Origin of the sequence: Limisphaera sp. 4302-co (assembly GCF_049537155.1) — a bacterium.
Lineage (GTDB): Bacteria > Verrucomicrobiota > Verrucomicrobiia > Limisphaerales > Limisphaeraceae > Limisphaera.
In genome coordinates, this window is sequence record NZ_JBMVQZ010000004.1 from 317,919 (window position 1) to 341,027 (window position 23,109).

The 23,109-nt window shown below is 66.7% G+C and carries 17 protein-coding genes, 1 pseudogene and 1 riboswitch; of the genes and pseudogenes, 10 read left to right on the forward strand and 8 right to left on the reverse strand.

The window, feature by feature from the left end; genetic code table 11:
• Positions 1-143: 143 nt before the first annotated feature.
• The 7 genes and pseudogenes from ACPDIX_RS06645 to ACPDIX_RS06675 form a co-directional block, all read right to left on the reverse strand.
• Entirely contained in the window at positions 144-548 is a 405-nt protein-coding gene (locus tag ACPDIX_RS06645) for a hypothetical protein (protein ID WP_423430995.1), read from the reverse strand.
• A gap of 363 nt (positions 549-911) precedes the next feature.
• On the reverse strand, positions 912-2,903 hold the full coding sequence (thiC, locus tag ACPDIX_RS06650) for a phosphomethylpyrimidine synthase ThiC (protein ID WP_423430996.1): 1,992 nt from the start codon (positions 2,901-2,903) through the stop codon (positions 912-914).
• Positions 2,904-2,964: 61 nt separating this feature from the next.
• Positions 2,965-3,104: riboswitch (TPP riboswitch) on the reverse strand.
• Positions 3,105-3,165: 61 nt separating this feature from the next.
• Entirely contained in the window at positions 3,166-3,993 is an 828-nt protein-coding gene (locus tag ACPDIX_RS06655; RefSeq protein WP_423431019.1) for an alpha-L-fucosidase C-terminal domain-containing protein, read from the reverse strand.
• Positions 3,967-5,133 (reverse strand): annotated as a pseudogene (locus ACPDIX_RS06660) (alpha-L-fucosidase); the annotation flags it as partial. The gene ACPDIX_RS06655 and the pseudogene ACPDIX_RS06660, both read right to left, overlap by 27 nt.
• A gap of 41 nt (positions 5,134-5,174) precedes the next feature.
• A complete protein-coding gene (locus ACPDIX_RS06665; RefSeq protein ID WP_423430997.1) occupies positions 5,175-6,014 on the reverse strand; it encodes an adenylyltransferase/cytidyltransferase family protein in 840 nt (279 codons plus the stop codon).
• A 17-nt stretch (positions 6,015-6,031) separates the two neighbouring features.
• Positions 6,032-6,817 carry a hypothetical protein gene (locus ACPDIX_RS06670; RefSeq protein WP_423430998.1) on the reverse strand — a complete coding sequence of 262 codons (786 nt, stop codon included), beginning with the start codon at positions 6,815-6,817 and terminating at the stop codon, positions 6,032-6,034.
• Positions 6,818-6,849: 32 nt separating this feature from the next.
• Positions 6,850-7,899: an NAD-dependent epimerase/dehydratase family protein gene (locus ACPDIX_RS06675; RefSeq protein ID WP_423430999.1), complete on the reverse strand. Its 1,050-nt coding sequence runs from the start codon at positions 7,897-7,899 to the stop codon at positions 6,850-6,852.
• Between the two features lie 361 nt (positions 7,900-8,260).
• Here ACPDIX_RS06675 and ACPDIX_RS06680 point away from each other — a divergent pair, with 361 nt between their 5' ends.
• From ACPDIX_RS06680 to ACPDIX_RS06720, 9 genes are all read left to right on the forward strand, one after another.
• Positions 8,261-9,550 carry a citrate synthase gene (locus tag ACPDIX_RS06680; protein ID WP_423431000.1) on the forward strand — a complete coding sequence of 430 codons (1,290 nt, stop codon included), beginning with the start codon at positions 8,261-8,263 and terminating at the stop codon, positions 9,548-9,550.
• 176 nt (positions 9,551-9,726) lie between these two features.
• Positions 9,727-10,938: an ADP-forming succinate--CoA ligase subunit beta gene (sucC, locus tag ACPDIX_RS06685; RefSeq protein ID WP_423431001.1), complete on the forward strand. Its 1,212-nt coding sequence runs from the start codon at positions 9,727-9,729 to the stop codon at positions 10,936-10,938.
• Between the two features lie 87 nt (positions 10,939-11,025).
• A complete protein-coding gene (gene sucD / locus ACPDIX_RS06690; RefSeq protein ID WP_423431002.1) occupies positions 11,026-11,925 on the forward strand; it encodes a succinate--CoA ligase subunit alpha in 900 nt (299 codons plus the stop codon).
• Between the two features lie 55 nt (positions 11,926-11,980).
• A complete protein-coding gene (locus ACPDIX_RS06695; RefSeq protein ID WP_423431003.1) occupies positions 11,981-12,871 on the forward strand; it encodes a hypothetical protein in 891 nt (296 codons plus the stop codon).
• Positions 12,872-13,058: 187 nt separating this feature from the next.
• A complete protein-coding gene (locus ACPDIX_RS06700; protein WP_423431004.1) occupies positions 13,059-14,048 on the forward strand; it encodes an AAA family ATPase in 990 nt (329 codons plus the stop codon).
• Positions 14,049-14,088: 40 nt separating this feature from the next.
• Positions 14,089-15,057, forward strand: a complete 969-nt coding sequence (locus ACPDIX_RS06705; protein WP_423431005.1) for a DUF58 domain-containing protein — start codon at positions 14,089-14,091, stop codon at positions 15,055-15,057.
• Positions 15,058-15,124: 67 nt separating this feature from the next.
• Complete coding sequence (locus ACPDIX_RS06710; protein ID WP_423431006.1) at positions 15,125-15,733, forward strand: DUF4381 family protein; 609 nt, start codon at positions 15,125-15,127, stop codon at positions 15,731-15,733.
• The gene (locus ACPDIX_RS06715; RefSeq protein ID WP_423431007.1) at positions 15,730-16,731 is read left to right on the forward strand and encodes a vWA domain-containing protein; all 1,002 of its coding nucleotides are present in this window, start codon (positions 15,730-15,732) and stop codon (positions 16,729-16,731) included. The genes ACPDIX_RS06710 and ACPDIX_RS06715 overlap by 4 nt, the downstream gene beginning before the upstream one ends.
• Before the next feature lie 60 nt (positions 16,732-16,791).
• A complete protein-coding gene (locus tag ACPDIX_RS06720; protein WP_423431008.1) occupies positions 16,792-18,684 on the forward strand; it encodes a VWA domain-containing protein in 1,893 nt (630 codons plus the stop codon).
• Between the two features lie 31 nt (positions 18,685-18,715).
• Here the strand turns inward: ACPDIX_RS06720 and ACPDIX_RS06725 are convergent, their stop codons facing one another.
• On the reverse strand, positions 18,716-22,276 hold the full coding sequence (locus tag ACPDIX_RS06725) for an AsmA family protein (RefSeq protein WP_423431009.1): 3,561 nt from the start codon (positions 22,274-22,276) through the stop codon (positions 18,716-18,718).
• Positions 22,277-22,559: 283 nt separating this feature from the next.
• Between ACPDIX_RS06725 and ACPDIX_RS06730 the strand changes: the two genes are divergently transcribed.
• Positions 22,560-23,099 carry a shikimate kinase gene (locus ACPDIX_RS06730; RefSeq protein ID WP_423431010.1) on the forward strand — a complete coding sequence of 180 codons (540 nt, stop codon included), beginning with the start codon at positions 22,560-22,562 and terminating at the stop codon, positions 23,097-23,099.
• Positions 23,100-23,109: the final 10 nt, after the last annotated feature.

A 23,109-nucleotide genomic window follows, 5' to 3' on the forward strand; every position in this document is an offset into this window, starting at 1 on the left:
ATGTAGCGGTTTGCGGCTGTTGCGCAACGTCCGGTGACACCGGTCCGGCTGTGCCCCGGCGGGGTTCCCGGTAGAACCATGGGGAGGCAGTTTCCGACCGGTGGCGCGGACTTTCGCCGGGCGGGCCATGGAGACCGGGCCCGTTAGAAACGCGGGAGGGGACCGACCGGGTCGGCCACCACGACTTCCACGGTTTCGGCCGTTTCGGGAACCCGGATCAGGACGTTGCAGTTGATGGCTGGCAGTTCCGTCGCGTACTCCACCGTGTGGCTCATCCCGGGCCGGGCGGTGAACCGAAGAAGGATCCGGCCGTCAGCCACCTCGGGCGGTTCCCAGCGCGGCGGCCCGGGTTCCCCATCGGAGCACAGGGTTGCACCATGGCGCACGGCGTCGAGAGACGGTCCGGCAGCCGAGGAGAGCTCGGCCTGAATTCGGTCTCCGATTGTCTCGGTGTCTTGGGGACCGGCCCAAGGGTTGAAAAGTACTCCCCGGATCGCCAACGGATTTGCCTCCTCGAGGACCTGTCGAAGCCAGTCGGCCGATGGCATGGGGTATGGACGAACCTCCGCTGTTCATGCCATGGGGCTCTAGCATCAGCATGAACCAGGTATCGGGGCGGGCCTGTGGCCAGACCTCCGGCAATGCCTGTCGCTGATGGGCCATGCAGGCGGTGAATCCGCCGGCGAGCTGCTCCTTGCGAAGGGTGAACGTGAACGAGGAAAAGCCGAGGAAGGCCCGGCGGGAGGGCGGCAGGCCCACGCCCGGAGTGGACCCGTCCGTTCAGACGGGCTGCACCCACCAAGGGCCGCGCACCGATCCGCAAGGGTGGTTCCGACCACTCCGGCTGCGGATGACGGAGAGGGTCCCGGATTGTCCGGGTGAGCCGGGCTCAGTTGCGGGCTTTCGCGGTTTCAAGCCTCGCGGTAGAGATTTGCGCCCTGTTTGACGAATTCCTCGCTCTTTTTCTCCATCCCCCTTCGGATGGCTTCCTGTTCATCGAGTCCATGTTCGGCGGCGTACTTCCGGACGTCCTCGGTGATTTTCATGCTGCAGAACTGGGGGCCGCACATGGAGCAGAAGTGGGCCAGTTTGGCCCCTTCGGCAGGCAGGGTTTCGTCGTGGTAGGCCCGGGCGGTTTCGGGGTCGAGGCTGAGGTTGAACTGGTCCTCCCAGCGAAACTCGAACCGGGCCTTGCTGAGGGCGTTGTCACGGTATTGCGCGCCCGGATGGCCCTTGGCCAGGTCGGCGGCGTGGGCGGCGATTTTGTAGGCGATGACGCCGTCCTTGACGTCCTTTTTGTTGGGCAGGCCGAGGTGTTCCTTGGGGGTGACGTAGCAGATCATGGCCGTGCCGTACCAGGCGATCATGGCCGCGCCGATGGCGCTGGTGATGTGGTCGTAGCCGGGCGCGATGTCGGTGGTGAGGGGGCCGAGGGTGTAGAAGGGGGCCTCGCCGCACCATTCGAGTTGTTTGTGCATGTTTTCCTCGATGAGGTGCATGGGGATGTGGCCCGGGCCCTCGTTCATGACCTGGACCCCGTGTTCCCAGGCCCGGCGGGTGAGTTCGCCCTGGACCTGCAGTTCGGCGAACTGGGCTTCGTCGTTGGCGTCGGCAATCGAGCCGGGCCGGAGGCCGTCACCGATGCTGAAGGCGATGTCGTAGGCGGCGCAGATTTCGCAGAGTTCGTCCCAGTGGGTGTAGAGGAAGTTCTCCTGGTGATGGGCCAGGCACCACTTGGCCATGATGGAACCGCCGCGGGAGACGATGCCGGTCATGCGGCGGGCGGTCAACGGGATGAACCGCAACAGGACGCCCGCGTGCACGGTGATGTAGTCCACGCCCTGCTCGGCCTGTTCGATGAGGGTGTCGCGGAAGATTTCCCAGGAGAGTTCTTCCGGTTTACCGCCGACCTTTTCGAGGGCCTGATAGATGGGCACGGTGCCGATGGGGACGGGCGAGTTGCGAATGATCCATTCGCGCGTGGCGTGGATGTTCCTGCCGGTGGAAAGGTCCATGACGGTGTCGGCGCCCCACTTGATGGCCCAGCGCATTTTTTCGACCTCCTCCTCGATGGAGGAGGCGATGGCGGAGTTGCCGATGTTGGCGTTGACTTTCACGAGGAAGTTGCGGCCGATGATCATCGGCTCCAGCTCGGGATGGTTGACGTTGCAGGGGATGATGGCGCGGCCGGCGGCGACCTCCTGGCGGACGAATTCGGGGGTGATTTCATCGGGGATGCGTTGGGGGAAGCGGCGGAAGACCGACGGTGTGCAGGGTGAACCGGGCAGTTGGGCGGAGCCGAGGTGCTGCTTGCGCAGGTCGTCCCGGGCGCGGTCCCTGGATAGTTCGGCCATCTGGGTCCGGAGGTTGTAAAGGCGCATGTTTTCGCGGATGGCGACGAACTCCATTTCCGGTGTGATGATGCCCTGGCGTGCGTACCACAGCTGGGTGACGGGGTGACCTTTGGAGGCGCGGAGCGGTTTGCGGCGTGGGGCGGTGAGGCCTTCGAGCCGGTAGCCCGGGTCGTCCTGCCGCCTGGCGCGGGCCCATTGGCGATGTTGTTCGGAGAGGTAACCGTCGTCCTCGGGTCGGACGGGCCGGCCTTCGTACTCTTCCACGTCGCCGCGGGCGAGGATCCAGGGCCGCCGGAGCGGCGGCAGTCCGCGGGTCACATCGCCGTGGAAGTCAGGGTCTCCCCAGGGGCCGCTGGTGTCATAGACACGCACGGGCTCGTTCACCTCGATGGAGCCATCGGCGCGGCGGGTGGGGGAAAGTTCGATCTCCCGCATGGGCACGCGGATGTCGGGGTGGAGCTGCCCCGACACGTACACCCGCCGGGATCGGGGCAGGGGGTGGCGACTGCTGTCGGTTTCGGTTTCGATGGCTTTCGGGTCGGCAATCATGGTGTTTTCCCGTTGTCTTGTCCTGTCGGTTTGGGGGAACCCGGGGCCGGGGCAAGGCAGGGAAGGGGGTGATTCAGGATCCCTTCGCCGGCATTACCCGGATCAGGTTCCACGGGTCGGTACGGCCCCCGCCGTACCCTCTCAGCCTTTGCCCGCCCGGTTGCGGCCGGACAGGACGGGTTAGCTCCCCATCTGCTGCTTGGTTACACCCGTGGCCGGGCTGCGTCAAGCGAGGGGGGCCATGAGATGCGAAGTGCGTGGTTCAGCGCTCGGGCGTGAGCCGGAGCAATCGGACGTTGACGGGGCGCCAGGCGGATGCCTCGGCGGGTTTGAGATGGAGCTTGTGGGTGCCCGGCCGGTCGAAACGCAGGCTGCCGAGTTCGATGGTTGGGAACTCGTCCCATGAGGTTGTGGCAGGGATGGCGGCGCTGAGGGATTCTCGACCGGTTTGAAGAGTCAACCGGGTGGCGCCCGCGGCGGCGGCGCATTCGGCGTGGACGCGATAGGAACCGGGGCGGGGGATGCGAACCGTCCAGGAGACGGACTCTTCGGGACGGTCCCAGAAACCGATGTTGGGTCGGCCGCCGCGTTGTTCGATCCGGATTTGAGTGCCGTGGAGATCGGCACTTTCTGCCTCCAAGAGGAGGGTACCGTCGGGTGCGGGTTCAAGGGGTGGGACGGGTTCGAACCATGGAACGGGCGCCAGTTGGGAGCCGGCGATCCGGAGTGCGGCGGTGTGGCGCGAAGGTGGTTGCGGGGGCAGGAAAACGGTGAGGCCGTTGGTGTCTTGGGCCCAGGCGAGGGGGCGGTCGTGGCCCAGCAGGTGGACGGACCGGATGCGGTTGGTGCGTGTGCCGGGGACGCTGCCCAGCGCCCGGATGGTAAGTCGCTGGTCGGCTGGCCAACCGAGGGCGAGGGCGTAGAGGGTGGAGCCTTTGGTGGTGAAACGAATGTCACCGGCGGTGAAGCGATAGTCTTCCCGGAAATAGCCGCCGCGGATCCGGGTGGGGCCTTCGCCGAAGACGTACCACGGGCGGGTGCCGTAAATGGCTTCGCCATGGATGGCGAACCATGCGGCCAGTTCTTCCAAGGCTTGTTCGACTTCTGGATCGAGGGAGCCGTCCGGGCGCTGGACCACATTGAGTAGGAGGTTGCCGTTCTTGCTGACGATGTCGACGAGCATGTGGATGATCCAGCGCGGGGGCCGGTATTTCCAGTCGCGGTTGTAGAACCAGTCTCCGATGGACGTGTCGGTTTGCCAGGGCCGGGGTTGGATGCCGGCCTGGACGCCCCGTTCGATGTCTTCCACGGCGGCGCCGGGGATGAACTCGCCCGAGCCCATGTTCTTGCAGGTGTAGACGACATCGAGCCGGCCGCGCTGGAGGATGCTGCTGTTGTAAAAGTGGGCGACCAGGCTGCGTCACACGCCGTCGAAGGGGATGCCGCCGTCGGTGTAGAGGAGGTCCGGCTGGTAGGAGTCCACGAGGTCCTTGATGCGTCGGAACCAGGTCAGGTGCCATTGGCGGTTGGTGGAGTACCAGCCGCGGTCGTGTGGGCCGGCCGGCGGGTGGTAGAGATCCCAGTACGGCTCGAGGTTCCCGTCGTAGGGCACGCCGGCCAGGGGACCGGAGGAATCGGCGCCTTTGGCGGTTTGGAACCAGGTGAAGCTGGCGCCGAGATGTTCGGAGACGCCGAAGCGGAGGCCATGTTTGCGGGCGGCCTGTTGCCAGGCGGCGACGATGTCCCTGTGTGGGCCCATGTTGACGGCGTTCCAGCGGTGGTGCTTGGAATTCCAGAGGTCGAAGTTGTCGTGGTGCACCGCCATGCTGACGAAGTAGCGTGCGCCGGCGCGGCGGTAGAGGCCCATGAGGCGGTCGGGATCGAAACGTTCGGCACGCCAGAGCGGGATGATGCCCTTCCAACCGTTGGTGGAGGGATGTCCGAAGTTCTCGAGATGATGCCGGTACTGGCGATGGCCCTGGACGTAGAGGTTGCGGGCGTACCAGTCGCCGGCCATGGGGACCGATTGCGGGCCCCAATGGGACCAGATGCCGAACTTGGCGTCGCGGAACCAGTCCGGGCAGGTGTATTGGCTGAGGGACTCTGCCGTGGGGAGGAACGGGCCGCGGGCGATCTGGAGCCGGATGGGTTCCCCGGCGGTGGAAGGCTGGCTGGTACCGAGCGTGAGTGCGGCGGTGAGGATCGCCGCGGTTTTGGGGAGTCTTTTCATAGGGCTGGTTGGTTGGTTGGGAATCGTGGCAGTTGACCGGGTTAGAATCCGCGAAGTTGGGTGCTGGAACGGGCGGGCAGGCCGGGGGCCGGCGTCCGTTTGAGCACGACGTATTCGAGGCCGAGTTGGGCACAATACTCGCGTTTGCCTCCCTTGTCGCCGTCCTCGTTCACCGCGTAGATGTCGGGACGCAGCCGGCGGATTTCCGGGTCGGCATCGAGCCAGCCATGGCCGGAGGAGATGAAGGTCTCGATGACGTAACGGATGGCCGCGACCATGTAGCGACGTTCGTCCTGGGATTGGAGCGGGTGACCGGGCCCCTTGAGGGCGCGCACGTTGGCGTCGTTGCCCACAATGACGTAGAGGTTGCCCAGGCTGCTGCACTCCTCGAAGAAACGTACATGCCCGGAGTGGAGCCAGTCGTAACAACCGGTAACAACGACCTTTTTGCGGCCGGGATCGGGTGGCAGGGGATCCGGCAGCGGGAATCCGGCGAGGTCGGTCGGGGCGAGGGTGAGGGTTTGGAGATCGGCTCGCGGGGGTGGTTCCGGATGCGGCTCCGGGAAGGGGTGGACGACCCACAGGACCGGGCCGGGGGGCAGCAGCGAGGGATCCGGCTGCAGCGGTTCGTCGGTGCACTGGACGTCCGTGACGAAACGGAGGGCGCGCAGAAGGTAAAGCCGCTCCGGCAGGGGAAACCTGGGCGGGTGTCCCAAGGTCCGGTGAATGGCGTTGTCCGACCAGAGCCACACGGTGACCGGGCCGCGGCGGGCGGCTTCCTGCAGGAGACGGACATGATGCGATCGGAGGTCGTCGAACGGGCCCGAGACCACCACGGCGGTCTGTGCGGGCGGGTGATGGGCGGCGGAGGAATGTTCCACAAGCTGTGAGTCGGGGTTCATTGAGTTCGGATCCGGATTTGGAACGAGCCGGGCACGGGTTGTTCCGAGACGACGAAGAGGTAACCCCCGCCGCAACCGGAGAACATGGCGCCCGGGTAGCGGCGTTGGTAGGCGCGGAGCATGGCTTTGAGGTCCAGGCGGAGGGTGGGGTGCTGGACGGTGTCGGGGAGGATGACCTCCCAGCAGCGCATGCATTCGTTGAAGGCGCGGCCGAGTGCGTGGAGATCGCGCCGCCGGATGGCCTCGAAGCAGTCGCGGCCGGTTCGGCCGAGTCGGGCGATCCAGCGCGGGTCAAGGTTCTGGCGACCGAGGGGGTAATACCCGTCGGGCCTGGGCTCGACCGGCAGGATGTGAAGCACCCGTTCCAGCCAGGCAGCGGTGCGGCGGTCGGTCAGGGACTCGATGTGCGCCGGGAAGACACCGCCCTCGACACGGGCGTCGTAATCCAGCCGGCTGATGCCCGGATAGACGATGCCGATCATGTCCTGGGATCCGCTGGGGTCGGTCCGACCCTCGTTTTCGGCGGCGTAGAGTTCGCGTACGAGTTGATCGGGGCGGCGCCGGGGCAACCGGCCCTTCCAGATGCGTTGGGCCACGGCGCGGGTGCCGGTGGCGAACCCGGCGCGGTCCATGGGCCGGAAGTTCGGCACCAGCGAGACCACCACCATGGAACCCGGCGGGTCGGGGTTGTGTCGCGAAACGAACGGTTGATCAATCCAACCGCCTGCCAGGGCGATGCGCAGGGGGATTCGACCCAGGAACTTTTGGACGGGATCGGTCATGGCGACCGCGCCGATTGGTGCGGATGGACCGGCTATTCGACGACGTGGCGGCCCTGTTTGCGTTTTTCGTACTGTTCCTTGATCCAGTTGTAGGTAACGCGCAACCCCTGCTCGAGCGGAGTGCTGGGTTCCCAGCCAAGGACCTGTTTGATGAAAGTGTTGTCGGAGTTGCGTCCGGCCACGCCGCGGGGGGCGTCCGGGTCGTATTCCCGTTTCAGCGTGACTCCGGCGATCTTCTCGACCATGGAGACCAGGTCGTTGATGGAGACGAGCTCGCTGGAGCCGAGGTTGATGGGCGTGGCCACCAGTTGGTCGCAATGCATGATGCGGTCAATGCCGTAGACGCAGTCGTCAATGTACATGAAACTGCGGGTTTGCCGGCCGTCGCCCCAGATGGTGATGCGGAGGTCGCCGCGGTCAATGGCCTCGATGACCTTGCGGCAGATGGCTGCGGGGGCCTTTTCGCGGCCGCCGTCCCAGGTCCCGTACGGGCCGTAGACATTGTGGAACCGGGCGATGAAGGTCTTGAGCCCGCGTTCGGCCCAGTATTCCTGGCAGAAGATTTCGCTCATGAGTTTTTCCCAACCGTAGCCGCGCTCCGGCCAGGCGGGGTAGGCGTCGGACTCCTTGAGTGCGCGGGCATTCGGATCCTGTTGGAGCTGGATGTTGTAAGCGCAGGCGGAGCTGGAGAAGAAGTACCGCCGCACGCCTGCGCGCCAGGCCGATTCGATCAGGTGGGTGTTGATGAGGATGGAGCGCAGGCACTCCACCCGGTAGCGTTCGATGAATCCCATGCCGCCCATGTCGGCGGCCAGGTTGTACACCTCCACCGCGTCCTCCACCGCACGCCGGCAGTTCTCCTCGATGGTGAGGTCCAGGCAGAGGTTTTCCACCCCCGGCTCGCGGATGTACCATTGGGGAAGGGGCTTTTTGTCCACCGCACGGATGCGGCGGAATCCCTTTTTGCGGAAATAACGAACGAGGTTGCCTCCGATGAACCCGCCTGCCCCGGTGATGACCAGCAGATCGTCCGGTTGCAGGGGCGGGTCTGGTTCCACGATGGGTTTGGGTTTGATGATCATGGTCTCGACGTCCCTTGGGCGGCGGTCTGGCCCGGGCCTTTTTTCTGGAAACGACGGCGCTCGACCGCACGTTTGCCGGACAGCATAGTGATGGGTCGCGGGGATGAAAAGGTTGGATCAGGCCCCGGGGGAGCGGCGCTGCGCGACCCTGCGGCGGCCGGGCCAGCGGAATGGGTGGTCAGAGGGCTGTGAGTGGAGCCTTGTCGTGGAGCGTGCGGGTGGCGGCCGGCTTGTACGGACGCTGGGCGGGGAGGGTTCGAAGCCGGCCGGTTTTTCCGCGGCCGTGCGAAAGGTTTTGGCTTGGCGGTGCTTTGCATGATTCCTAGGTTGGCGCCGGGTTCATCAACAGGGGCAAGGGACCATGAGCGAGCAGGTGGAAATCAAGCTGGAGGGCAGGGTTCATCCATTCCCGGTCGTGGTGGGCACGGAGGGGGAGAAGGCCATAGACATCCGGCAACTGCGGCCCCGGACGGGCTACATCACGCTGGACGACGGCTATGCCAACACGGGATCGTGTTGCAGTGCCATCACGTTCATTGACGGGGAAAAGGGGATTCTGCGTTACCGGGGCATCCCCATCGAGGAACTGGCCGAGCACTCGTCTTTTGTGGAGGTGGCTTACCTGCTGATCATGGGCAGGCTGCCCACGCGCACGGAGCTGCAGCATTTTTCGGATCTGCTGACGCGCAACCAGATGCTCCACGAGGACATGAAGTTCCACTTCGAGGGCTTCCCACCGCATGCGCATCCGATGGCGATCCTCTCGGCCATGATCAACGCCGCCGGCTGTTACCATCCCGAGTTGCTGCAGCGGGACGTGACCAATCACATCGAGGTGCTGGCGGCGCGTCTGCTCTCGCAGGTGCGAACCATCGCGGCCTTTGCCTACCGGAAGTCGCGCGGACTGCCCTTCGTCTATCCGAAGCCCAGATACCGGTACGCGGCCAATTTCCTGCACATGATGTTCTCGCATCCGACCGAGGATGCCGAGCTGAAGCCGGAAGCGGTCCGGGCGCTGGACCTGTTGTTCCTGTTGCATGCTGATCACGAGCAGAACTGCTCCACTTCCACGGTTCGCATGGTGGCCTCCAGCGGGGCGAACCTGTTCGCCTGCGCGGCGGCGGGTGTGTGCGCCCTGTGGGGGCCGTTGCATGGCGGGGCCAATCAGGCGGTGATCGAGATGCTCGAGGAGATCCATCGCAGCGGGGACGACGGGCGGAAGTTTCTCGAACAGGTCAAGAGCAGGACCGGCGGGCGGCGTCTGATGGGGTTCGGTCATCGCGTCTACAAGAACTACGATCCGCGCGCCCGGATCATCAAACGGCATTGCGACGAACTCCTGGCAAAGTTGAACCGGACGGACCCGCTGCTGGACATCGCCAAGCGCCTGGAGGAGGCGGCACTGCAGGACGAGTATTTCATCGAGCGCAAACTCTACCCGAACGTGGACTTTTACAGCGGGATCATCATGCGTGCGCTCGACATCCCGGTGAACATGTTCCCGGTGATTTTTGCCATCGGGCGCATGCCGGGCTGGATCGCGCACTACCGGGAGGTGGTGGAGGATCCCAACGGACGGATTTACCGGCCCCGGCAGGTGTACGTGGGGCCGACGCTCCAGCACTACGTTCCGATTGATCAGCGGGGTTGAGGGTGCATCCGGCCGGGGCACGGCCGGAGCGGGAGGGTGGTGGCGCTCGCGGCCGGGCCTGTCCGGTTCACCGGGCGCGCCGCGGAACGGGCCGGGGATCGCGCGCCAGGCGGGGGCTTTTGAGATTGCCTTTGTCCGGCCGGGTCCGTTGAATCGCGGGGCGTTTGGCTGTCGGCATGAACCTTCACGAGTATCAGGCGAAACAGTTGTTGGCGGCGCGGAACGTGCCGGTGCCGCCGGGAGAGGTGTGTGAAACGGCGCAACAGGCCCGCGCGGTGGCGGAACGTCTCTGCGCGGAGGGCGCGCCCCAGCTGGTGGTCAAGGCCCAGATTCACGCCGGCGGCCGTGGAAAGGGAGTCTTTGTGGACGGCTACCGCGGCGGGGTGAAACTGGTGCAGTCCCCCGCGGAGGCCGAGGCCTGCGCGCGCGCGATGCTGGGCAATGTGTTGGTGACCCGCCAGACGGGTCCGGCCGGACGCAAGGTGCGCCGCGTGCTGGTGGCGGTGGCTCCGGAGATCCGGCGGGAGCTGTATGTGGCCGTGTTGCTGGATCGTGCGCGCGGTTGTCCGGTCTTGATGGCCAGCACGGAGGGCGGGATGGACATCGAGGAGGTGGCCGCGCGCAGCCCGGAGAAGATCGTGACCGAGCCGGTGGATCCCCTGCTGGGATGGCAGGCCTATCAGGGGCGGAAACTTGCGGTGGCCCTGGGATTGGCGGGGCCGCTGCTGGGCGCGGCCACGCGTTGTTTCGACGGCATTTACCGCACCTGGTGGGAGTGCGAAGCCTCGTTGGTGGAGATCAACCCCTTCTGTGTGGTGGCCACGCCGCAGGGCGAGGCACTCATGGCGGTGGATGCCAAGATGGTGCTCGAAGACAACGCCCTGTTCCGGCACGCCGATCTGGCGGCGTTGCGTGACGAGGGAGAGGAATCCCCGCTGGAGGTCGAGGCCAGCCGGCACCATTTGAACTACATCAAGCTGGAGGGCGACATCGCCTGCCTGGTCAACGGAGCCGGGCTGGCCATGGCGACGATGGACATCATCAAGCACTACGGGGGGGAACCGGCCAACTTCCTGGACGTGGGGGGTGGGGCCAGCGTCGAGCAGGTCACGGCGGCTTTCCGCATCATCATGCAGGACCCCAACGTGAAGGCGATTCTGGTGAACATCTTCGGCGGGATCATGGACTGCGACGTGATCGCACGGGGGATCGTGGCCGCGGTGCGGGAGACGGGGTTAAGGATCCCGCTGGTGGTGCGGCTGGAAGGGAACAACGTGGAGGCGGGCCGGAAGACGCTGGCGGAGGCGGGGCTTTCGCTGATCAATGCCGATTCGATGGCGGACGCGGCCCGGAAGGTGGTGGCGGCGGCCCGGGGTGGCGGCGGTTGATCGGGCGGATGAACCGCGCCGGCCTGGGCCCCGAGGGCGGGCAAGTGACAGCGGATCGGACGCAAGACAACAAAGGGACAGCACCCTATGGCGATTTTGGTTGGACCGGAAACGAAGGTTTTGATTCAGGGCATCACGGGCAGCTTCGGCGCCCGACACGCGCAACTGTCGCTGGACTACGGCACCCGGGTGGTGGCCGGTGTGACGCCGGGCAAGGGCGGGCAGGTGTTTCGGTACAAGGACCACGAGGTGCCGGTGTTCGACACGGTGGCGGAAGCGGCCCGCGCCACCGGGGCGACCGCCTCGGTGATTTTCGTTCCTGCGGCGTTTGCAGCGGATGCGATCCTGGAGGCTGCAGACGCGGGGTTGGAGGTGGTGGTTTGCATCACCGAGGGAATCCCGGTTTCCGACATGTTGCGCGTCAAACGGGCGCTTTCGGGCCGGCGGACGCGGTTGATCGGCCCGAACTGTCCGGGGATCGTGACGCCGGGTGAGGGGCCGGGCTCTCACGGGGGCTGCCGGATGGGGATCGCGCCGGGATACATCCACAAGAAAGGGCACGTCGGGGTGGTGTCGCGGAGCGGCACGCTGACTTACGAGGCGGTCTGGCAGTTGACGCGCAGGGGAGTCGGACAGAGCACCTGTGTGGGGATCGGCGGGGATCCGGTGCCCGGCATGTCGCACCTGGACGTGGTCAAACTGTTTGCGGAGGATCCGGATACGCACGCGATCATCATGATCGGTGAGATCGGCGGCAGTGCGGAGGAGGAGGCAGCGGCGTGGATCCAGGAGCACTGCCGGAAACCCGTGGCGGCGTTCATCGCCGGCGCCACGGCACCTCCCGGGCGGCGCATGGGCCATGCCGGGGCCATCATCAGCGGGGGCAAGGGCACAGCGGCGGCAAAGATCGAGGCGTTGCGGGCCGCCGGCGTGGCGGTGGCGCCCACACCGGCGGAGATCGCCGACACCTTGATTCGGCTGCTGTGAAGCGGGGCCGGTCGCCATAATCGGGCGAGGAACGGTCCGACCGGGGGCGTGCGGCATGGCATGGGTGGACAGCCTGCTGAATCTGGTCTGTGTCTTGTTGGCCGTCGGCGCCCGGGCCGGTCGCGATGATTGGGACCGGCGCCGCGCGGCGGCCACGCTGGCCGGAACCCTGCGGCCGGCGGCGGTCTCCCGCGTGCGAACCGGGTGGACCTGGGCCGCCGCGGGTGCCGTGTGGGCGTTGCGGACGTGGTTGGACTGGCTGGCCGGGGGTTGGTCGGACTGGTCGCCCCGGGTGGATTTCGGTGTTCTGACCCTGTCGTTCCCGGTCCTGCCGGGATGGCGGGGCCTGGGACTGATGGCCGTCTATACCCTGCTGAGTTTGGCGGTGTGGTTGACGGCGCTTGCGCTCTGGATGGTGCTGTTGAGCTGTGCCGGGCAGGGTGTGTGCGAGGGCAACCCCGTGCATGCATGGGTGCGGAGGTGCGTGGGGCCTCTGGCCCGCTGGCCGTGTGGGTTGCGTCTGGTGTTCCCGATGGTTTGCGTGGCGGTCCTGTGGCTGGCTTTGGAACCCTTGTTGTTCATGTTGGGGTTGTTGCCCCAGCCCACGCCATGGCCGTGGCGGGCCTGGCAGGCCCTGGTGATGGGTGTGGGTTGTGGGCGCGCCTGGGTGCCGGTAGTCACCGGCCTGCTGGTGCTCTACTGGCTGAACCTGTACGTGTACTTTGGGCGGCACCCCATCTGGGACTACGTCGCGCGGATCGGACGGCGCTGGGTTTCGCCGGTGCGATGGCTGCCGCTGAGGGTGGCACGGATGGATTTTGCCCCGGTGGCACTGGCGCTGCTGGTGGGGTGGGTGGGGTCGGTGGCCGATCATGGATGGGACCTGCCGGGCGGGCAACGCCGGGTGCCGTCGCTGGCGGAAGTGTACGCGGGGCTCCGCCGCTGAGGCAGTGGCGAGGGGGACCGGTTTTCGCCGGGGAGGGATTGGGGCGGCTGCGGCATTCTGCGCGCGGGCGCAGACGGATCTTGCGGAGGGGGAGGAGCGGCGGACAAGCTGCCCGCTCCCTGGCAGGTGGTTTGAACGTGCCGGGAGTCGAAGTGGTCAAGGTCAGCGTGTAACGATTGGGCCGGACATGAGCGTGAGCATTGCAGCGATACAATCGGCGGTGCAGGAGGCCGGTGCATTCGTGCGGCCCCTGTTCCAGGAACTGGGCAAGGTGATTGTGGGGCAGACCTACCTGACCGAACGGCTGGTGATGGGCTTGCTGGCCAACGGTCATGTCCTTCTGGAGGGCGTCCCCGGACTGGCCAAGACCCTTGCGGTCAAGACACTCGCCCAATGTCTGCAGGTGAAGTTTTCCCGGCTGCAGTTCACGCCGGACATGCTGCCGGCCGACGTCATCGGCACGCAGATCTACAATCCCCACACCGGCACGTTCACCACGCGCAAAGGCCCGATCTTCGCCCATCTGGTCCTGGCCGACGAGATCAACCGGGCGCCGGCCAAGGTGCAGAGCGCCCTGTTGGAGGCCATGCAGGAACGGCAGGTGACCATCGGGGACCAGAGCTTCCGGTTGGAAGAACCGTTCCTGGTGCTGGCCACCCAGAACCCGATCGAGCAGGAGGGCACCTATCCCCTGCCGGAAGCGCAGGTGGACCGGTTCATGATGAAACTGCGGATCGGGTACCCTTCGCGGGGGGAGGAACGACAGATCCTGGATCTGATGGCGCGCACCTCGGGGCTGCCGGAGGTGCAACCGGTGGTGGATCCTGCACAAATCCTGCGGGCTCGCGAGGTGCTCAACGACATTTACGTGGACGACAAGGTCAAGGACTACATCGTGGACGTGGTGTGCGCGACGCGGGATCCGGATCAGTACAAGATTCCCGTGCGCGAGTACATCCAGCTCGGCGCCTCGCCGCGGGCGACGATCAACCTGACCCTGGCGGCCAAGGCGCATGCCTTCCTGCGCGGCCGCGGCTACGTGACGCCGCAGGATGTCAAGACGGTGGGGATGGACGTGCTGCGGCACCGCGTCATGATCACCTACGAGGCCGAGGCCGAGGAGAAGACGCCCGAGACGATCATCCAGAAGATCTTCGACGAGTTGCCGGTGCCGTGAAGCGTGTATCCGGACCGCGCCGCTGACACGGAGCCCGCTCATGATCCCGCGCGAGATCCTCAAAAAGATCCGGCAGATCGAGATCCGCACCAACCGGCTGGTGACCGAGACACTGGCGGGCCAGTACCACAGTGTTTTCCGCGGTCAGGGGATGAATTTCGAGGAGGTGCGGGAATACCAGCCGGGGGACGAGGTGCGGGCGATCGACTGGAACGTCACGGCGCGAATGAACCATCCGTTTGTGAAACGGTTCGTGGAGGAGCGCGAACTGACGGTGCTGCTGGTGGTGGACGTGAGCGGGTCGGGCTGGTTCGGTTCGGTGGAACCCTCGAAGCGCGAACTGGCGGCGGAAGTGGCCAGTGTACTGGCCTTTTCGGCGCTCCGGAACAACGACAAGGTGGGGCTGGTGCTCTTTTCGGAGGGTGTGGAGACGTTTGTCCCGCCACGCAAGGGACGGCGGCACGTGCTGCGGGTCATCCGGGAGATTCTCTTTTACGAGCCGCGCCGGCGCGGCACCGATCTGCCTGCGGCGCTCCAGTTCGTGCTCCGGGTGATGCGCCGGCGGGCGATCGTGGTGCTGGTTTCGGATTTCCTGGCGGCGGAGCCGGCCGGCCCGGGCGGGCGCACGGGTCCCCAGCCGCGGACGGTAGGACCGCTGTTCCAACTGGCCCCCCTGGGGCTCCGCACGGTGAGCCTGCTCCGACAGGTCAACCGGCGTCATGACCTCGTCGCGGTGCAGGTGCTGGACCGGTACGAGGCGGAGTTGCCCGATTTGGGACGACTCGTTCTGGAGGACGTGGAAACCGGCGAGCTGTTGGAGGTGGACACCGCAGACGTGCGCCGGCGGGAACAATTCGCCCGGGAACAGGCCCGGCGGCAGGCCGAACTGGAGCGAACCTTCCGGGCCGCCGGGGTGGATGCGATCCTGTTGAGAACCGACCGGCCGTACGAGGTGGAGCTGGCCCGGTTCTTCGAGATGCGCGAACACCGGCGCCGCCGGGGCGGCTGAACGGATGGATTCGAAGCGGCCAAAGGACGATGGAACCCACCCCACAGCCGAAGCGGCGGAGACAGGCATGATACGGGCAACCCAAACGGTGGCCGGCGCGACCCCGCCCGGCGCGGCCTCTGCGCCGGACATCCGGGACATTGCGCCGCCGGTGCCCGTGCCGTCGGTCTGGGACCGGCTGGGCTGGGTCCTGTTGGCGCTGGTGGTGGCGGGCATGGTGGCGGCGTTGTGGGCGTTCTGGCACCGTCGCCGGCGTACCGTTCCGCCGGGGCCGCCACCCGAACCGGCCCACGTCCGGGCACGCCGGCGGTTGGAGGCAGCGCTGGCGCTGTTGGAGGATCCGAAGGCTTTCTGCGTGGCGGTTTCGGACACTCTGCGCGAGTACCTGGAGGAACGCTTCGAATTCCGCGCCCCGGAACGCACCACCGAGGAGTTCCTGGAGGAGCTGCGGGGGACGGACCGGTTGTTGCCCGACCAGAAAGATGTGTTGGGAGATTTCCTGCGCCGTTGTGATCTGGTGAAGTTCGCACGGTACGAGCCGGTGCGGTCGGAGTTGATGGAGTTGCACTCCGTGGCCCTGCGCCTGGTGGAGGAGACGGAGCCGGTGCCGATGACCGCGGCGCCATCCGCCATCCGCCAGGCACGGTCGCCGGATGGCAGAGGGTCGGTGCGGTGATCACGTTTGCGCATCCCTGGGTGTTGTTGTTTCTGTTGGTTCTGCCCGTGCTGGCGTGGCTGCGTCGGCGCCGGGCGGTGCCGGCGGCCTTTCTTTATTCCTCGGCGCGGCTGATGCGCGTGCTGGTGCCGTTGCGACGTTGGGGCCCCTCGCGCTGGCTGCAGGCGCTGCGATGGATGAGCCTGGCGTGCGGGATCGTGGCCCTGGCCCAGCCCCGGCTGAGCCACAGCGAGACGCGCGTGACGGCCAGCGGGGTGGACATCGTGGTGGCGTTCGACATGTCAGGAAGCATGGCCGCGGAAGATTTCGTGGTGGAAGGCCGCCGGATCAACCGGCTGGAAATGTCGCGGCGCGTGCTCCGCGAATTCATCCGGCGCAGGCCCAACGACCGGATCGGGCTGGTGGTCTTTGCCACAGACGCGTTCGTGGCCGTGCCGCCCACGCTGGATCACGACTACCTTTTGCAGGCGGTGGAACGTCTGGAGCTGGGCGACATTCCGGGTGACCAGACCGCCATTGGAATGGGCCTGGCAAGCGCGTTGAACCGGTTGCGGGAGGTGCCCGCCAGGAGCCGGTTGGTGATCCTGATGACCGACGGTCAGAACAACGCGGGAAAGATCGATCCGCAGACAGCCGCGGAGGCGGCACAGGCGCTGGGGGTGAAGGTGTACACGATCGGCGTGGGAACGCGCGGTCGGGCCCCCACGCCCGTTCAGGACGTGTTCGGGCGGAGGTTTTACCGGTGGGTGGAGGTGGACATTGACGAGGACACCCTCCGGTACATTGCCGACCGGACGGGCGGTCGCTACTACCGTGCCGACAATGCCGAGCGGTTCGAGGAGATCTACCGGGAGATTGACCGGATGGAGAAGACGGATGTGGAGGTCAGAAAGTACGCGCGGCACCGGGAGCTGTTCGGTTGGTGGGTGAGCGCGGCGGTGTTGTTGCTGGCCATGGAGGTGGTCCTGGGTGAAACGGTCTGGCGGAGATTGCCCTGAAGAACGGCCCGGACCGGGGCTTCGGAGGTTCGTGGCGCGGGGGCGGAAGAAGTTTTGGGCATGCATTTTGCAGAGCCACAGTTTCTGGGACTGGCAGTGATCGTCCCGCTGGTGTTGGCGGGGATGCTCTGCTGGGGGAGCCGCGTTCGGCGCCGGCTGCGCGAGCGGTTTGTGCCTCCGCGACTGTTGCCGGTGTTGCTGGCCGGCTGGTCGGCCGCCCGGGAGCGGGGGAGGATCTGGTTGCTCACCGGCGCGGCGCTGTTTCTGCTCCTGGCACTGGCGCGCCCGCAATGGGGTTACACGCTGGAAGAGGTCCGACAACGGGGGCTGGACATCGTGGTGGCGGTGGACGTGTCCCGCAGCATGCTGGCCGCCGACGTCGCGCCGAACCGGCTGGCGCGGGCCAAACTGGCCGTGCAGGATCTCCTGCGCGTGGCCCGGACGGACCGGTTTGCCCTGGTGGCGTTTGCGGGTTCGGCGATCGTGCTCTGTCCGCTCACCTGGGACGATGCGGCCTTTCTGCAGAGCCTGGACGCGCTGGAAGTGGGCACGGTTTCCGACACGGGCACCCATCTGGCCGCGGCACTGGAGGCGGCTGCGCAGGCTTTCGGGGAGGACGGTGACAACCATCGGGTGGTGGTGTTGCTGACCGACGGCGAGGACCACGAGGGCGGCGCTGTGGAGGCCGCCCGACGGCTGGGAGCACAGGGCGTGCGCCTCATCACCGTGGGCGTGGGCACGCCCGAGGGCGATTTGATCCGGGTGCGGGACGCCCGGGGACGTGAAGACTACGTGCGGGACGAGGCAGGTCAGGTGGTGAAATCGCATCTGGCCGAAGGGCTCTTGCGGAAGATGGCCGCAGCCACCCCCGGCGGATTTTATCTGCCCTTGCAGGGACCGCGGGTCATGGAAACGCTGTACGAGCGGGGACTGGCGGATCTACCGCGCAGCGAGGGCAGCGAACGGTTCGTCCGCCGGCTGCGGGATCGTTACCACTGGCCGTTGGGGCTGGCCCTGGTGTTGTTGACGGTGGAGTGGTTGTGGCCGGAGCGCCGGCGGCGCGCCGGCCGGGGTAACGGGTCGGCCGCCACGTTGGTCCTGGCCGGTCTTTTAACGACCTGGCCCGGACCACTGATCGCCGTCTCACCCGGACAAGCCCTGCGGGAATACGAGAAGGGACATTATGATGCCGCCCGCGAGGCGTTTGAGCGGTTGCTGCGGGAACGGCCCGAGGATGAACGACTCCGTTTCAACGCTGGAACGGTCGCCTACCGGCAGGGCCGGTACGACGAGGCAGCCGAATATTTCGAGCAATCCAGTCGGAGCCAGGACCTCCGGCTGCAGGAATGGTCGTACTACAACCGGGGGAACAGCCTGTACCGACTGGGCGAGCAGGAGACGGACCCGGCCCGGCGCCGGGCTCTTTGGGAGGAAGCGCTTCGCCAGTACCTGAACGCGCTGCGGCTGAACACCAACAACGCGGATGCGCGGTACAACCTGGATTACGTGCGCAAGCGGCTGGAGGAACTGCCTCCTCCACCGCCCCGGCCGCAGTCTTCCCCGAACAACGGCCCGCAGGACTCTCCTTCGGAGCAACAACCGCAGCAGGGCGCTTCGGACAACCCAAATGCGCCCCAACAGCCGGAATCGTCGTCGGATCGTCGCGCGTCGGGGCCGCCCCCGGAAGCACGTTCGGAAGACAGGGAGTCCGGCCCGCAGGATCTGCCGCCCCAGCCCGGAACGGAACCGTCTCAAAGGTTGCCGAAGGAACCGGACAGCCGGGACGAGGCCGGGAAGGAACCACAAGCACAGGATCGTTCCGGCAGACCCGAGCAGATGACGCCGGAAGAGGCGGCACGACTGTTGGAAACCCTTCGTGGAGACGAACGCCGGCTGCCGCTGGAGAAGGAGACCGGACGTCGAAGCGGCTCCCGGACGCGCAAGGATTGGTGAACCGGTTCGGGACTTTTCGGGGCCCCGCCGGTCAGCGCGGCGGCCTGAAAAGGTCCAGGATCCGCTGCGCGGGCGGGTTGGTGACCGCAGTGGCGTCCGTGGCTGGCGGAGGGTTTGTCAGGGGAGGCATGGCCGGGGCCGTTGGCGGGTTGGTGGAAGCCGTCTGATTCCCCTGAGTGCCGCCGCCCAGCAGCTGGCCGAGCGCGCCGAGGACGTTGCCGGCTTGTTGGGCAGCGGCGCTTCCTACGTTGCGGAGCACGGCGGCGCCGCCGGTGGTGGCCAGTCCCACGAGGGCCAGCTTGTCCAGGTCCGCGCGGGGCGCGCCCAGGGTACCCCGGACGGTGAGAAAGTCGGGCAGGGCGACGTAGGTGGTGCCAGCCTCCCCGGCACGGCCGATCTCGGCGGCCAGGGCGCGTTCCAAGGCCACCTGAACGGGCAGGTAGAGTTCCGATTGTGCCAGGTCGGCCGCCAGGGTTACGTTCCCTTGGGCACGGGCCAGGAATGCGGGACTGCGAAGTTCTGCATCGGTGATTCGGATCTGCCCGTCTGCGGCCCGGGCCTGAAGGGTGACCGCATCGATGGGCGCACTGAGGAGGCGATCGGTCCAACCGCTGCGCGAGCCGGGCGCACCCAGCAACTGGCCCACCATCCGGGTCACCCCCGCCGCAGGGTTGCGGATGAGATCGGGCAACCCCAGGATGACGTTCAGCACCGTTTGAAGCAGCGGACTGCGCACCTGTCCGAGGGCCAGGTTGAGGTTCGTGGCCGCCAGGGAGGCCTGGCCACGCAGGTGTTTCTGTAGATTCGCACCGGTCAGGCCGAGCCCTTGGAGCTCCAGTGTGGCAGTGGCCGTGCCGGCCAGCGAATCGCGACGCTCCGGCGCAAAGGTGGAAACCAGCGGCGGCAACGGGACTGCGTCAGCGGAGAACGCAACCTGGTAGCGGTAGCCGGGGACCGAAAGATCCACCTCCGCCGACGCGCGCAACGGCGCGCCGTTGAGCAGTGCTTCGCACGGGCGGACCCGGACGCGGTTTGTGTGGAGGAGGACCTCGACGACCGCGTTGGAAAAGATCAACTCGCGCAGGCGGACCTTTCCAAGAGCCACCCGGAGGCGACCTTCATCCACGGGAAGCCGCACGGGTTCCGGTTCCGTCGGCCCGGCCTCCGGCGGCGCGGCGGTGTCGCCTGTTGGCTCCCGGCGCAGCGACTCCCAAACAGTCCAGACCCGGGTGAGGTCCAGATCCGGGGTTTGCACTTCGATCGTCCCCCTCCATGGGACCCCGACTGCGGTGCGTTGCAGGCCGCCCTGAACCCGGACCTCGTTGGGCTGACCGGGTCGGGGATCGAGGAGGGCCTGAAACCGGTTCACGTGAAATTCGCGGGGTGAGATCGACAGGTCGGCATCGAGCCCGGCCGACAGCGATTCGGTCACCGGCGCGTCGGTGCCGGTGCGGAAACCGATGTTGGTAACCGCAAGCCGGAGCCGGATGCGGGAAAGACCACCCGGGTTCCAATCTCCGGCAGCTTCGGCGCTGCACTCCAAGGATGGCAATTGAAGACCGTCCGATACGGCGGCCAGCAATGGGGCCGCGACAGCCTGCGAGAGCCGGTCCACCCGCGCTGTGAAGCTGCAGGCTCCGTTGGTGGGTTGATGGACGGCGTGCAACTCGATGGTCCCGGCCGGCAGACCACCCGCCGTGAAACGGGCGTTCAACGTGCGCGCCTCCCACCGGGCCGGCCCGATCTGGAGGTCGAACGTCGCAGCGAGCTCCGGAGACGGGGTGTCCTTGGGGAACCAACCGCCAGCCAACTGCCGCAGCGCCAGTTCGCCCCGGGTTTCGAGCGTCCTGCCCGCGCGACGGATCTCCAACCGCGTCTGGAGTTCGCCGGTGCGAAGCCCCGGGGCAGCCTCTGGCTGCAAGAAGGCCAGCCACGCCGGCGGGGAGGCCGTGAGGGTCCAGGCCATCGCAGCCGTGGAGAGACTGCCGGTGCCCGACGCCACCGCTTCCAGCAGTGGACGATCCTCGTGTCGGAGCCGGATCCAGCCGTTGGTGAGCATCCAATCGGCCTGCCGGGACAGACGCACGGGCAGTTCCCACGAGGCGGCCAGTGCGCGCCAGCTTCGTTCGCCGAGGCGCAGACTGGCCTCACGCACTTCTCCACGCGTGAAGAGGACGAAATCCGACGTGCCCGATCGGGGTCGGAGATCGAGTTCGACGCGCACCTTCCCTGCGGGCAAAAGATTCCCCAGGATCGGCCGCCAATCCGCCAGATCGAGATCGGTTATACTCAGCCGAGGACCGGAGTCGGGCGCGGCCGAGAGGCCCTGCGCAGGGTTCCATTCGATCGGTGCCGGCAGCGTGCCTTCGAGCCAGGTCCGCGTTTCCTGGCGGGCGGCGAGTTGAAACTCTTCGACCCGGAGAGTGTTTGCCACTCGATTCCAAAAGACGCGGAGCCGGGTTTCGACGTCGGTGACCGGTGTGGCCAGGTTGCCCTTCCGCGCTTGGAAAGAGGTGATGCCGCCCTGCAGCGTGAGGCCGATGCCGGGGTGGGCCGGATCGGTTGTCAGGCGCGCCTGCGCATTCACCCGGGACTGGCCGAAGTCGAGTCCCCACATGGAACCGATCCGGTTGAGCAGGCGCGAGTCCGGGCCGGTCAACTCGATGTTCAGGTCGGTTTGCGGAGTCTGCCAGGGTAGCGATCCGCGCGCGGCAAGGATGGCGAGCGCGTCGCCCGACTGCATCAGGCGAATGACGAACTCATTCGACTGCCCGGGTCCGAGTCGGGCCGTCAGGAGCGTTTGAAGATTTGTCCAAACCTGCCAATCACCCGCGGCGTCGGTGACCTCGGCGCGGCCGTCGAGAGTGAGTTCCCGCGGAAGGGTGCCTTTTCCCAGGGCGAATGCCGCCCGGGTTTCGAGACGCAGTTCCAACCGGTTGGTCGCTGGCTGGCCCGGATCCGTCTCACGTGCACGGGCGCGAAACCGGAGGGAAGACGAGCCGCGCTGATCCGTGGCCAGATTTTGCACCTCCAGGTCGAGGGGTTCGATGGCCAGCTCAAGCGTACGACTGCCCGCATCCTCCCGCCGGTACGAGAGCGCGGCGTTGCGGATGGCGACCCTGCCCAGCCGGATGACGGGTGTCTCGACGGCAGTTCCTTCAGACACACCGGGTTCGCCAGGCGGCGACTGCAAGGATTCGAGGATGGCCCCCCAATTGCTCCGGCCCTCCGCGTCCACGGCCAGGTGCACCTGCGGACTCTCCACGGTCAGCTCATCGAGATCCACCTGGCCGCGCAGGAGTCGAAAGAGATGATAACGCACGCGAACCTCCCGGGCTTCCAGGATGGGGCGATCCTCGCCGGCCTGACCGGATCGCATCCGGATTTCCGAGAGCACGACGCTGCGCAGGGGGCGGATTTGGGCATGCCCCACTTCGACCCGCGCCCCGAGCTTTTGCGAGATGCGCGGCAGGACAAACCGTTGAAAGAAGGCGTTGCTGGTTCCGTACCACCAGGCCAGAACCACGAGCAGGATCAGGACAATGACGGCGATGCCCGCGATGCGCAATGCGCGCCGGGTGGACGGAGACATTGTCATACTCATACGATGTGCGGCCCGGGTGCGTCCCGGAACGGTGCTTCGGTTACCCGGGGCTGGCACCCGGTTGCGGCCGTTTCCGGTTCGCCACTTGCCGGCTTCATCATAACGGCAAACTCATCTGCGGGCGAGTGCAGGGCCTTCAGGGTCTCGGCCCGGCGACCGGACTCACCGCGACGGAAGGGCCGTCCGGCCGGGGTCTGCCGGGGGAAGCGGAAACGTTCTTGCTCCGGGGTTTTCGCGTGCGCCAGCCGGGAGACGAGGCTATGGATGGGGTGTGGCAACGTCGCGGGACATCCGCAACCTGACGCTGATCGGGTTCATGGGATCGGGCAAGAGTGCCGTGGGACGGTTGGCGGCCGCCCAGTTGGGGTTCGACTTCCTGGACACGGACGAGCGGATCGAATCGGCGGCGGGGATGAGCATCCCGGAGATTTTCCAGCGCGAGGGCGAGGCCGGCTTCCGCGAATGGGAACGCCGGATCGTGCGTTCCCTGGCCGGGCTCAGCCGCACGGTGATCGCGACCGGAGGCGGGTTGCCCACCTACGATGATCACCTGGAGCGGCTGAAGGAACATTCACTCGTGGTTTGTCTGTGGGCCTCGCCGGAGACGCTCTATCAGCGGGTTCGGCACCACGATCACCGGCCGTTGCTCCAGACGGCTGATCCACTCGCGCGCATTCGCGAACTGCTGGCGCGGCGTGAGCCGTGGTACCGGCAGGCGGATGTCCTGATCCAGACCGAGCAACGTTCCGTTCGAGAGGTGGCCGCCCAGGTCGTTCACGCCTTCCGGCTTCATGCACCCTCGAAGGTTTGAAACCTCGCCG